This window comes from Methylomonas sp. HW2-6, from assembly GCF_052474525.1.
Genome location: NZ_CP184122.1, coordinates 60,210 through 72,074 on the forward strand (window position 1 = coordinate 60,210; position 11,865 = coordinate 72,074).

Annotated in this window: 12 protein-coding genes; all 12 read right to left on the minus strand. The window is 46.9% G+C overall.

The genetic code is table 11. The annotated features are described in order from the left end of the window. Nucleotides 1–9 precede the first annotated feature (9 nt). Nucleotides 10–297 (minus strand): DUF6794 domain-containing protein, encoded by a 288-nt coding sequence (locus ACH518_RS00305; protein ID WP_445370086.1) that lies wholly within the window; start codon nucleotides 295–297, stop codon nucleotides 10–12. 378 nt (nucleotides 298–675) lie between these two features. Then, the gene (locus ACH518_RS00310; protein WP_445370087.1) at nucleotides 676–1,713 is read right to left on the minus strand and encodes a phosphorylase family protein; all 1,038 of its coding nucleotides are present in this window, start codon (nucleotides 1,711–1,713) and stop codon (nucleotides 676–678) included. After that, complete coding sequence (locus ACH518_RS00315; RefSeq protein ID WP_445370088.1) at nucleotides 1,710–4,199, minus strand: GAP1-N1 domain-containing protein; 2,490 nt, start codon at nucleotides 4,197–4,199, stop codon at nucleotides 1,710–1,712. The genes ACH518_RS00310 and ACH518_RS00315 overlap by 4 nt, the downstream gene beginning before the upstream one ends. Next, nucleotides 4,196–5,023: a TRAFAC clade GTPase domain-containing protein gene (locus ACH518_RS00320; protein WP_445370089.1), complete on the minus strand. Its 828-nt coding sequence runs from the start codon at nucleotides 5,021–5,023 to the stop codon at nucleotides 4,196–4,198. The genes ACH518_RS00315 and ACH518_RS00320 overlap by 4 nt, the downstream gene beginning before the upstream one ends. Further along, nucleotides 5,010–5,993, minus strand: coding sequence for a TRAFAC clade GTPase domain-containing protein (locus tag ACH518_RS00325; RefSeq protein ID WP_445370090.1), 984 nt, complete (start codon nucleotides 5,991–5,993; stop codon nucleotides 5,010–5,012). The genes ACH518_RS00320 and ACH518_RS00325 overlap by 14 nt, the downstream gene beginning before the upstream one ends. Nucleotides 5,994–6,001: 8 nt before the next feature. After that, entirely contained in the window at nucleotides 6,002–7,309 is a 1,308-nt protein-coding gene (locus ACH518_RS00330) for a GTPase-associated system all-helical protein GASH (protein WP_445370091.1), read from the minus strand. A gap of 631 nt (nucleotides 7,310–7,940) precedes the next feature. Next, entirely contained in the window at nucleotides 7,941–8,444 is a 504-nt protein-coding gene (locus tag ACH518_RS00335; RefSeq protein WP_445370092.1) for a DUF2199 domain-containing protein, read from the minus strand. A gap of 485 nt (nucleotides 8,445–8,929) precedes the next feature. Beyond that, nucleotides 8,930–9,394 (minus strand): hypothetical protein, encoded by a 465-nt coding sequence (locus ACH518_RS00340; protein WP_445370093.1) that lies wholly within the window; start codon nucleotides 9,392–9,394, stop codon nucleotides 8,930–8,932. A 452-nt stretch (nucleotides 9,395–9,846) separates the two neighbouring features. Then, nucleotides 9,847–10,251 (minus strand): hypothetical protein, encoded by a 405-nt coding sequence (locus ACH518_RS00345; protein ID WP_445370094.1) that lies wholly within the window; start codon nucleotides 10,249–10,251, stop codon nucleotides 9,847–9,849. An 83-nt stretch (nucleotides 10,252–10,334) separates the two neighbouring features. Next, nucleotides 10,335–10,799, minus strand: a complete 465-nt coding sequence (locus ACH518_RS00350; protein WP_445370095.1) for a hypothetical protein — start codon at nucleotides 10,797–10,799, stop codon at nucleotides 10,335–10,337. Nucleotides 10,800–10,943: 144 nt separating this feature from the next. Next, entirely contained in the window at nucleotides 10,944–11,225 is a 282-nt protein-coding gene (locus ACH518_RS00355) for a hypothetical protein (protein ID WP_445370096.1), read from the minus strand. Nucleotides 11,226–11,329: 104 nt separating this feature from the next. After that, nucleotides 11,330–11,857: a DMP19 family protein gene (locus ACH518_RS00360; RefSeq protein WP_445370097.1), complete on the minus strand. Its 528-nt coding sequence runs from the start codon at nucleotides 11,855–11,857 to the stop codon at nucleotides 11,330–11,332. Nucleotides 11,858–11,865: the final 8 nt, after the last annotated feature.

Consider the following 11,865-nt stretch of genomic DNA (forward strand, 5'->3'; position numbering starts at 1 on the left):
AATGCGTCCTTAAGGTTGTAACGCCCGCCATAATCCGCCTAATATAAGCTGGGAAGCGTCATCAGGATGATAAGTACCGCATGCAGCGAGCAAATCACTCTCCGACTTGTGCAACCAAGCATTCCGGATCAGCAGACCAAGACTAAAATGGAGGTCGCACAAATCATCCTCGGTCATTGCCGCGATAGTTCGTTTATCTTCCTCACGCAAAATCAATAGCAATCTCTCGATCGCATCGGAAAGTGTAGTGGGCTGGCTGTCCAGTTTTAATTTGAACGCTGACCAAGTGTTAGCCAATTGGAACGATCCCGGCAGTAGTGGCAAGTTAAATTGTTTAGATGCATGTTCCCGCAAATTCCTCCCGTTTGCTACGATGCAAGTCACAATCTGAGGGATGGTGAATATTCCAACCCAAATCCACCACCCATTCCGGTCGAAAAGTCGTCATTGGTCTGCTTAAAACTCAGCCAGATTTTGAAGGCCTTGGATCGGCCAAGAGCTGTCATTGACGATTACCCTTTAACTGGATCTAATGACAGCTCTGTGGTGACATCAAAGAATTGGCGAAACCATCAATTGCAGACATTCACACATCAATGCAATGGTTTTAAAACTCATTCACTGATTTGTACTCAGTCGGTCGCGGGTTCGATTCCCTTCACCAGCTCCATTTATTTAAGGCCTGTATAGTATTTCCTTAACATCTTTGTTATCTCCATACTCTTCTGCAACAGTTTTAATCAAACTATCGACATTTATATTACCCCCCCCACCTAACTTCAATATTCTAATAGCTTCGACCCATTGACCTTTACCTGATTGACCTAGATTTATTAAAGACAAATCCCCGCCAGCAGCTATCCATATTTGATTATCTCGCAATCCTCCTGGATAAAGCTTACACATAATTTCAACTAGCTTTTCTTCTCGGGTGCTTTTGGTTGTTGCATCTGAAAAATCCAGTTGCTCCAGTAGGCCAAACAGGAAGGCGGCTACGTTGGCCGAAGCGTATGATTGGGAGCCCTTGCCGTCCATTTGCCCTTTATCTTGCACAAGATCGGAAATTCCGCGAAGAAGCAGGGTTTTGACAAGTGGACGCATGCGGCATACTTCGAGAAAACCGAGGCCTTCCATTTCGATGGCGAGGGCATGGCTGGCGTTTTGTTCCAGGAATTGATGAAGTTCTGAATCAATGGAAGAATCTACCTTTTCACCAGAAGCAATGGTGCCGGTGTAAGTACTGATGACGGGAGCAAATTCCGGGTTCAGTAGCTCCTCAGCTGTTTGTTTCCAGGCTTCGCTTTTTGCATACTGACCAGCCAACCGCTCGAGCGCATAAGTGGAAGCGCCAAATTGTGGCCGGGGTTTAAAATTGTTTTTTTCGGCCTTTCCGCGCTCGTAACCGTAAACATCCCGACCAATGACAATGTCTCCGACTTTTACGTCCTTCAATCCACCGGCCACGCCAACAAAAAAAGTGTATTCGGGATCAAAATGAGCGATAGCGCGTTCAGTTTCGATGGCGGCATTCACATTGGTTTGATCGGTACGGGCAACAATGACTTCAAAGGATTTACCGTTGGAGCGGTAGGTGCCTTTGGTGTAGTCAGTGCCGGTTGCGTGGTGTGCTACCGGCTCAATGTTTTTTAAATACTGCTCGATGGCCAGTCGCTCCACTTCCAAAGCGGTAAGGATAAGGATAGGTTTGTTCATAACGTTTCTTGTAGGTTTTTGAGCGTTTCGTTGCCAGTATATGTTTCGCGCATCTTACGTAGCAGTTTTTTTGTTGTTGGTTTTCCATTGTTACGCAATATTTGAACAGCGAGGCTCCACTTGTAACGACCAGTGCCAGTTGCGCAAAGTTGTGATAAGTCACCTCCTGCACTAATCCACAATCCATTTTCCTCGGGTCCGTTTGGGAACAGCTTACACGCAGCTTCCAAAAATTCATTCCACCATTCCTCTGAGCTGATAGCATCTCGTTTTAACCCACTAGCTGAAAGTTTGAGGCGTTGCCAAACCCCGAGTAAGTGGCTACATTGCAATAAGGCAGGTACCAAGTCCTTTCTATCAGATCTATGTTCATACAGATCGTCAGCTACCGTTTCCCATCTGTTTTTAGAAACAAGCCGACCAAATTCTTCCGCTTCTGCGGGTGAAAAGCGATTGTCTCGTATCAACTGCTGTGCGTGACATTCTCCCAAACTAGGCAGTACATCAAACAGCCGCAGTTTCTTGGTAAGCGGAATGGTTTTGCTGCTGACAACATGCTGTTGCACATTCTGCGATTGCACTCCGTTTTTTAACTCAGCTTCGAGGTCGTTGAAGCTTAATTTACTGGTGGAGAGGTCATCGAATAGCTCGAAAAGCGTTGCGGTAATGAACCCGGTACGTGCTTTCTCTGGAAGCGCATGCCAGATGGACGCCCGCTGGGGATAGTCTTTTAAGCTGCTATACTTTCCAATGCTTATGGCATGTAGCAGAGTTCCGCTAAACGGATTTCCAGCCAGCAGGTGATCGAGAATTTCGAACAGGGTGTGCTGTGGGTTAGAAATGCCCGACCACACATCACTGCCTCGCTGAACAGCTAATTCCCAGCACTTCTGCCAACCTTCGCTGGCAATGTCGATGCCTTTCAGTAACTGTTTGTTCTCATAAATAAATTTTCCAGCGATGCGGTGCAAGCGGGCATCGGTATGACTGGCTGCTACAGACACAAAGGAGCTTTCGCTGATGCATTCAGACAAGGCTTCTAGCGCTACGGTATGATCTTCATCAGTGTCGATACGCAACTGGGCTTCGATGGCTTTTTCAGCAGAATAAAGCTGCGCAGCCACTTTCGCGTGTAGCACAAGCCAGCCCTTTTGTTCTGCCATGTACAGAACCGCTTCGGCAACTGCAGTTTCCAGCTTTGGGATTTTTGGGGTTAGCTCGTTTTCAGCATCATACGGCAACCAAGAAGTGTGTTGGGTGATCAACGCAGGTTCATTTTTCATCCACTGCCACAAAATGGAGGCGTCACTGGGTTGTCGTCTTTTCAGCCGGTTATTGACATACTCCAAAACCGCATTGACCCACCAGTTTTTCGTTTCAGCTTCCAATGCTTTTACAAGCACAGCCCCGCACTCTTTAACTTGTCTTCCTTGAAGAAGATGGTTGGTGAGCCATTCAAGTACCGCACCAGAAACGGAAGTTATTGCATCCGGGAATCCTTTCCAGCTTTGGTACGTGAGAGCCATGAACATCTTGACCGGTGCAGTTGGAATGGCTTGAAGAATTGCGGTCATCAGCTTGTTTTTGCCTTTGATGCCAACCCTTTCATTTGGACTAATCTGTGAAACAAAATGGGCCAAGACCAACAAGTGGTTAAGCCCAGGGGCCTTGTCGATTTGGTGGTAGGCCTTACCATAATCCTCAAGCCGGTTGAGCGTTTCTATGGAGTCAATTATCGGGGCAAAATCATTGAGCAAGATTTCAAAGGGGATAGCCTTTTTAACATCTCCTACCAACCAGTTTGCGGCTGAGGATCGCAGGGGCTGTGATTCACCCACACCAAGCACACGAAAGGAATGCCGCTCCCATAGGGTTTTAGCGTCTTCGGGAATATAGAGTAGGCTGAGGCATTCTTTATTAACATAAGATGGACCGAATGCAGCTCCGATTTTTAGCATGTGCTTTACTTTGGCCGGTAGCTTGGGCCAGATTCGGGCTACCCACTCCCAGTAGCCTTCCTCCCCCAACCAAACAAATGGCTGTTTTTCCAGCAAGGCATTGGTGGCGGCAGCTTCCCTTCCATTCACTGCCCCCGTTATCGTCATAGCTTCCTGCGAGAGGTATTCCAGTGAGTGCATTTTTGCTTCTTTTTGAATATCGGGCAGGTGATATTGAAACAGGTCGCTGAGCTCGCGAACTCGGTGCAGGTCAGCTTTTGGTATGAATAGGGCGTGCGAAAACACCCTCCCCGAACGAAGCCCAGGACTTTTATCGGGAAATGTTTTAATCAGCAAAAAATGATCTTCGGCAAAGAAACCACGTACCACGGGACTGGACAAAATTCCTCCTACAGGTCGGTCGGCCAAATCGGTGTAGCCGCTTACTCGTCTAAACAGCTCGTTTTTTTCATCGGAAGCAGCTAGCAGATCGTGCCCGGAGGTTTTCCCCTGCAATTCTCCGTATATGGCCTGGTGGATAACTATCATAGGCTCAGGACTTCTTCGATGAGGCGGGTCAGGTCTTTTTCCTTCGGATTGTCGTCCAGCACCAGATAGCCGAAATTTTGAGGCATCTCGTCCAAGTATTTGTCGCGGGCCTCATCAGTTTTTAGCGGGAATTCCTGCGCGGATACTCCAATGATCTTAAAGCCTCCTGCCAACCAGTTGGCGGCAATAAAATGGGCGAATAGTGGCATCTTCTGCCGCAAGATTTCTTCCGGTGTCGAATCGGTGCTCAGCTCGTCCCAGCAGGTTAATGCAATGAGCAATCGGGGAGTATCAATTGGGTTTTTCATGCCTGTGCCGCGCGCGTGCAGCAGCACTTGCACCAGCTCAATGAATTGCGATTGATCGGATGTACTGGAGATTGGGGCATTCATTTCTTTCGGATCTTTTGTAGCATGCCCCTTCTTGCTTAAATCGAAGCGGTGTTCAATCTCCGACGGGCGAATGAATAGGATCCATCGGTCGTTCGTTTTCGCCCGAACAATCCACGTTTTATCGTATTCCATCAGGGCCACGAGGTCGCGTACCTGTTCCCCACCATAATCTTTGCAATGCAACACAAAATCCTGCCCTTCATAAATGACCGGGATTTTTACCTCCAGGTTATCGGTAGAAGCAGTCGGTTCCGTTTCTTCCCCGACAGCTAATCGATCGTAGGCGTTTTTGATACCATCGATGTTGTCAGGTGCGGAAGCCAATTGCAGCTTTCCTTTTTTATCCATCAGGCGACCATATAATTGGGCCAGAAAGGTGGTTTTCCCTGAGCTCGGCGGTCCGATGATCAATATCTCGTTATTTGTTGCCATAGCGGCCTCGGTATAAAAAGAAAAAATCATCTGTTTGGATGGCTGCAGGTGTGATTTGCAGAGGATGAGGGTTGGCTAGATGGTTGAGCACTGTTTTTGCCACTTCTACATTATTGACGTGACAAAGCTGGTCGGAATCGGATTTCGAATAATTGCTAATCTCCAGTGATACAGCACCGGGAAAGGTTTCGGCTAGGCTGCCTGTGATCGCCTCGACAATATTTTCACGCATCTGCCCGGCTAGGTCAGCTTTAGACCATACAATCACCACCGGTCTGCCCCGCAGCCCCCTTTTCACCTGTTCGGCCAATTGAACGATGTCGCGCTTCGCCCTGCCCCGCTGCTCGATAATTGCCTCGCAATCCACAAACAACAGGAATGCATGGGCGTTGTCATAGATCCAACGGGCATTTTCAGCAGCGGGGTCGTTCACGTTATCCGCCCATTTTGAAAATACTTCGCCTGATGAGTCAGCAAACAAAATATCGTTTAAAAAACCATCGTGGCGCAGCGCTAGGTGGTAGAGGCTGTAAAAATCCTTGTCAGAAGGCGTGGCATCAGGATTTCGAATTGATCCATCTTCTTGAATTTGCAAAGTTTTTGCCTGCAACTCCCACCCGTTCAAAGTATAGCTTCCCGCAAACTCCCAGTTTTCGATGCATTTACCGTTGAACAAGAGCGAGTACAGCATGGCGAGGTAGGTGGTTTTCCCTGCCCCAGACGATCCGACCAAACCGATGATCCTGGGCGTACCTCGGTGCGTCAAAAGGTCGAGCTGATCGGGTCGCAACCATTCTCCCGTCCAAGGAATAGACTTAGCCACAGCCAACCTTTTCACAGCTTTTGCCGGTGCTTCTACTGCTCCTACTTTTTCGAAGAACTGACATTGCTCGTGCAGTGGGCCAGCTAGTTCCAGACAAAAATCATCAGGAGCATAGCAGTCATCTTTGTTACATCTTCGCTTTGCCATATCCTGCCTTAGTTATCAATTGCCAGTTTTTGCGCTTGCAACCCGTGAAACAACCACACTGCCAGATCGGATGCAGTCAGTTTGGCTGTTTTGTCGATACCCGTTTCGCTGAAAAAGTCGGTGGGATCACCCGATTGGACGACATTGGCCCACGCGTTAAGAAAGGGCTTACGTTCGTCTCCTCCAGCAGCATGTTCTTTCAACGCTGATTGAATATCACCGTGCAGGCTGCCGCGGTCCATTAACCAGTCGGAGATCAAGCGTTCTTCCTCCGCTTGTTCATCGTGCACGTCTTTCAGGGTTTCCCGCAGCAGGTAATCAACACTTTCCGGGGAAATAGCACCTACTTCTTCGGCCAGGTCGAGCGCCATGCAAACGGCTGCATTCATTGGGTTTAGGCTGCGGTAGCTGGCGTTCAACAAACGGGAATACATCGATTCCTTCCACCAGAGCAGCTCGCTGCGCTTGTTGTTGGCAGTTATGCTGTTGGCGAAGGAAGTATTCAGGTCTTCAAAAAAAGGTTGAAGCTGGGCAAAGTAAGTGTCCAAGCTATCTTGGATGGAGGTAGAAATAGAGGAAATGGACTTGGCTTGTTGGGATAAGGCGGAGTTCACAACTTTAGTAATTCCCATAGCTGAATGTTCAGCCATAAACTGAGGCCACTGCCAACTGTTGTTACCTTGAGATTGAGGGTTCTTTCCTCCTCCAGCTTGCGAACTCCATCCAGAGTGGACCATCGCATCGAGTAAATGTACCTTTAGAACTTCTCCATTAATTTGAGCCGCGTTTACTGCAGAAATGGAAATCTCAGCACCTTTAAATTTATTTGCCTGAAATTTGTGGCTGATTCCCCAGGCCGCCCGTCCATTTTCCTCCGTTCGATCGGCCAACTTCTGTAAAAACCCGCTGATTACGTTCTCTTCCGAATCAAGCTGGTAATGCCCGATCACATCGCGGGCTGTCAGCCAGACCAGTGCTGTCGTAGCCGCATCGTCTTTCGATAGTTGGCTCAGCGATTCTAGGATCACTGCCCGTATGTAGGTGGTGGATTTATCCTGGGTGGCAGTCACACTGTTTTTAAAAGTAGGCCACTTTTTGATAATGATCGTTTCAACCTGCTGCACCACCGGGTCGATGTCTTTCACCTTCGGGTCGAGCGCCACTAGGGTATAGGGGATGATGTCGGATTTTATCTTTCTTCTTGTTAGGTGTTTTTTAACTTCGTTCACAGCCTTATTCAGGCTATCAATGTTGTCTTGGACATCAGTTTTGATGTGCTGTTCGTTAAGGTAGGATTGAAGTATTGCTTCAGTCATTCAAAATTGTTCCTTTTATATTGTCAAATTGGTTGTAAAAAAGCCATATAACAAGTGTTTATCAAGACCTGCATATCTACGCTCAGAATTAGCTAAAATGCCACTGAAACGACTTTAGGATAATTTGTCAAAACTGGATGCGAAACAACCTTCTACTTGCACACTTGTAACTGTCCGTGATGAACACTACTTGTTTTTCCAGTTGCACACCAATTGCATTTAACTGCACGATTAACAAATTTAACCTTTCCGGTCTTTAACGAGCCAGAGCAGTTGAGAACCCAAATGATACGCACCGAATCAATGGCAGGTGATCAGTCTGAGGCACGATTGTCGAAAAAGGATAGAAACCTTCATCGCGATCGAAAACGCCAACAATTTTTGGCTTTTCAGACGAGAGCGAATTTCGCAATGGGCATCCGATACCACGTCCGGTGGCTGTGCTGCTTTCAATTTCAGCGGTGCGCGGCACCTACACCCCGAGATTAGAATTTCTCTGGTCATTTTTGCCGCGTCACATCGTTGCGCAACCTAACGTTCGAGATAAACGGTCTGCGGAGGCCGAAGGTTGGAGCAAACCTACAAGTGCAACTTGCAGGCGGTCCGGTTGACGGAAGTGTTGGGCGTCGCGCTAACCATGCAGACAAGCTTCGACGATTTGCTGAACACGAGCCATTGTGATGCCATGCTGCTGTTCAAGTGACAGCGGATGATCGGAGGGCTCCAGAACAATGTTGGGGCGCTCGCCAACAGGCATGGTTTGGACGCTGGTCTTGAGACTCAACGTGTTGGGTTCATAGGGCAATTCACTTTGTAGCCACCCGAAATATGGCGGCTCAGTTTTTTCGCGGCCTTCTCTATGCCAGAGTTTGCACGCACGAAGGAAGTTCTTCTCGCTCAGCGAGACCCACGCTAGCCAAATGAACGGGCCAGGCCCATCAATGACCGGGATAAGAATGCGGCCGAGGACAAAGAAGTGTTTGTCATCCAATATACATTGGTCGGAGTTGAGTTCGCCGCGAGCATTGCGCTCAGCCTCCGGCAGAGAAAGCCAGAGTTCGGGAGCGCTAGCACTGAAGCACATGGGCAGTTCATCGTGATACTGCTTGCAAGTGGTGCAAACGAAGCCTGTCATTGAAACACCCAACGCCAAGCGAAGTTGCGCGGAGCCGTATCGCGGCTGAGCGTCCCTTTGAGCGACTTGTTAGACTGCGCGCTCAACGCAACGAGCCCCAAAATAAAAATAAAAAGCCAGCCACAATTAAGGCCGCGCCATACATGGGCAACCATCTCCGAGAATTAGCATACATAGCTTCCACCTTGTTTTCGGCCTCGACATGACCATGAGAGCGCCAGTTTTGAGTATTGCGCAGATTGTCTTGTTTCTATGGATTGCCAATAATCACTGCGCGGCGTGTACCAGAATGCAGCGCCTATTGAGGCAAGGGTAATTTCCGTCGTCATGCAGTCTATGTTTCGTAAAATTTCGATTATGAAATCCATTGAATCTTCTGGATGAGATAAGAGAGTTCGATCACTCTAACGCATAGCAAACCGTTGCTGCCCGGTTTTATCGCGCAGGGTCCAGCGACTCTGAAGAGGTCCAGGCTGAGCGCAGGGTTAGAAACTCTCTGTTCTTGCACTTTTGGATTCCTTTCTTGGATTATGCGGCCCGCAGTAACCGTGCCCGGAAACAGTATGATTTTTCTTCATATCGTCTGTAATATTCACCACGAGCTTGAAAAGACTACCCCACGTTGCGATTGTAATGTGCTTTCCGGAAGGCGGTTCAGGCTTGAAATCAAGCTCGACGGTCACGGATGCTAACCAGTTTTCCGGAATGCCCTCTGCATAAAGATGCTTTTTCAGGAGTGAGTGGTAGCCACAAATAAGCTTTGAAAATTCTAAACTCACTGGAATTATTGATTTCGCAAGAAGATCAATGCGAACTACTTGCACGCCATTTTGTTGCGCAAGAAGACGAAGTTTTCCAATACCCCAATAGCCGCCTACATCGTTGTTGCGGCTTATGAACGAACCATACAACCCGGATGCAATGTTTTTGAATTGTTTCCGTCGTGCCATGATGAGCCTCTAACGTGGAGCAAACCCAACGCCCGTCAAGTCGGTCGCGTTAAGCGCAGGATTAAGCGTTAAAATCCGTACAGTGAACGGATTCACAACAAACCTCCACGAGCTGCTCGATCTCTAAGTAAGGCGACCCATTCATCGCTTGAATCAACCAAGCAATCGGCCAATGGCCAGCCTGGCGAGGATTCGATTAGATGAAGTATTGACCACGCCAAACCAAAACAACCATCAGGCCCAAACAGTTTGACCAGAGCGCGAGCCTCTTCATTTGACACCGGCTTGGTTACGGAAAGAAGCAATGCCTCCACTTGACGCAGATGCTCTACCGACGCCTCAGGCTCGGGCGACAGTGGACCTAGCAGAACGAGGCGATTAATCTCAGGACGCATAGATCATCTCATCCGACGAAAACCACAAAGCGATTTTTGGTCGGGTAAAGCGCCGTGTTATGCGCTTTGCCAAATATTAAACCTGATAACGTCGTTATGTATGCCATATACCATAGCGACTTTTGATTTTTCGTTGAAATAGTAGTCCATCCATCCGTTATTCATTCTTAACTCCCAGTCTTCCTTGTTGCCATATCTTTCCAGGTAGAGGCTGATTTTTCTTTTCTTACCAAACTTCCATTTTCTGCCCAGCGGGTCGTTATACCAAACAGACTTAACAAAAGCATTTTCTTCATATATTGCCATGTCAAACTCAGGTGTATTTATACGATAAGAAATATCTTCACCAGTTTTTTCTATTTCCGGCATACCTAATGTGCTCAATATCTCCAAGCCTCCTTCGATTGAAATGCCTAGAGGTATTACAGGAGTGCATAACTTCTTTGGGAGAATAATGTTCATTTTTGTTAATTGCGCTTAACGTAAAATTCAGCCGACGCTTGAAGCGTAGTGCAAAGTGATGGGCTGAAATAAGTAGTTAGGTTTCATTGGCTTTCAAACCATTTTCCAATCAAAAAACCAATTAGCCCCAAAAGCAAGAAAAACCCGATAATGGTGTGAAAGATTTTTTTTTGAGACGAAAAATCTTTTTGCAGCAATGCAGCCGACTTTTCCTCGTCAATTTTTCTCAAAACAACATCATCAGGATGAGTGAAGATTTCGTCAGCAGAGGTATAAGTTTCAAACTCATCGCCTCGAACCCTGCCGCCAAGCTCTTTTGCAAAATTGATTACATGGTCAATTTCCCAAATTTCAGGGGTCTTTATCCAAAGCTCGCCATCGTTGTACCAAAGCGTGGACTCTCCGTTTTCAGTTAACAACTTAAATGAGTCCGGCGTTTCTGAATATTTCCAACCTCCGATTTTAGTTGCTGCAAACTTTGCTTCTTCGAGAGAAATTGGTAGCTGTTTGCTATTTTCACTGCGTAGTATTGTGAGATGGTAGCTCATAACTATTTTTTTAAATCTAAAGTAGAGCTAACCCGGCGCGGTACGGAAAGCTGAAAAAGCATAACGGCATCGTAACCGCACTCCGGTTGAGCGACATGTTATACCTTTGATTTATCCTGGAACCCGTATCCATAAAAAATATTATTACCAAGGGATTATAAAGTGATAAAAATCGCCAAAAATTTGCATTGCTTTAGATGCTGAAGTTTTAATTGATCTGCCTTTAAATAACCAAAAAGTGAAAATAGGAATAAACAGTGCAACAAAAACCAATATTTCAATTGCATAAAAACCGAAAAAATAAATAGCGGTATTTATCCCACCAAAATATCCTCCAGTTAACGCAAGGATGGAAACCATGGCATTAACTATAATTAGATATTTAAGCTTTAACTTTGCACTTAAAATTAGTTCTTTGTTTTCCATCTCTCAACATGTCCTTAACTTGCATAACGTAGAAGTATGAGGCAGCGGACGCATCGCATTGAAAACGCGGCACGACGCTTCCGCCCGTCCGCACCAATGCGTTATTAAATGGCACGAACTGATTGACCTGCGCCGTGAGGAACAAGGAAAAAATTTTCATATTTTTGAACATAGCCTCTCTCTAATTTTGCCAGCGGCTCTGGATAAGCGAGAAAAGCTTTGTCTAAATTTTCCAGAATATCTTCTTGCTCGGGACCCCATGACTCCATTTGTTTCTCCCGTTGAGCTTGATCTGTGGGTGGTTGACTATTGGGAAATAGCTCAAGCGCTTTTTCAACAATAGATGCGACTTGAGATGCGCCCATAGCGCGCAATGCAGAGGGTGTTGCGGCTGCAATATTGCCACTTAAGTTATGGAAATACTGCTCAAATCCGCCGTTGTTTATTTCCTGTTCCAGTTTGTCGAGACAAAAGACTACTCTTTCTGGATCAGTAAGCGCATCGAAACCGATCGTGGCTTCGCGAGCGTAGACCAGATTGCTCATCGCAATGGCAAAATCGTTGTCGGAAACGTGATTTAGCGCCTCCTGCACAGAATTTGGGATGCGCTCATATATAGGAAGGTTGCTCATTATTGTGC

Bases quoted from the DNA above. Each gene is read 5' to 3' on its own strand.
- ACH518_RS00310 (WP_445370087.1), bottom strand. From the start codon at position 1,713: ATGAACAAACCTATCCTTATCCTTACCGCTTTGGAAGTGGAGCGACTG.
- ACH518_RS00330 (WP_445370091.1), bottom strand. From the start codon at position 7,309: ATGACTGAAGCAATACTTCAATCCTACCTTAACGAACAGCACATCAAA.
- ACH518_RS00335 (WP_445370092.1), bottom strand. From the start codon at position 8,444: ATGACAGGCTTCGTTTGCACCACTTGCAAGCAGTATCACGATGAACTG.
- ACH518_RS00325 (WP_445370090.1), bottom strand. From the start codon at position 5,993: ATGGCAAAGCGAAGATGTAACAAAGATGACTGCTATGCTCCTGATGAT.
- ACH518_RS00355 (WP_445370096.1), bottom strand. From the start codon at position 11,225: ATGGAAAACAAAGAACTAATTTTAAGTGCAAAGTTAAAGCTTAAATAT.
- ACH518_RS00320 (WP_445370089.1), bottom strand. From the start codon at position 5,023: ATGGCAACAAATAACGAGATATTGATCATCGGACCGCCGAGCTCAGGG.
- ACH518_RS00345 (WP_445370094.1), bottom strand. From the start codon at position 10,251: ATGAACATTATTCTCCCAAAGAAGTTATGCACTCCTGTAATACCTCTA.
- ACH518_RS00315 (WP_445370088.1), bottom strand. From the start codon at position 4,199: ATGATAGTTATCCACCAGGCCATATACGGAGAATTGCAGGGGAAAACC.
- ACH518_RS00360 (WP_445370097.1), bottom strand. From the start codon at position 11,857: ATGAGCAACCTTCCTATATATGAGCGCATCCCAAATTCTGTGCAGGAG.
- ACH518_RS00350 (WP_445370095.1), bottom strand. From the start codon at position 10,799: ATGAGCTACCATCTCACAATACTACGCAGTGAAAATAGCAAACAGCTA.
- ACH518_RS00340 (WP_445370093.1), bottom strand. From the start codon at position 9,394: ATGGCACGACGGAAACAATTCAAAAACATTGCATCCGGGTTGTATGGT.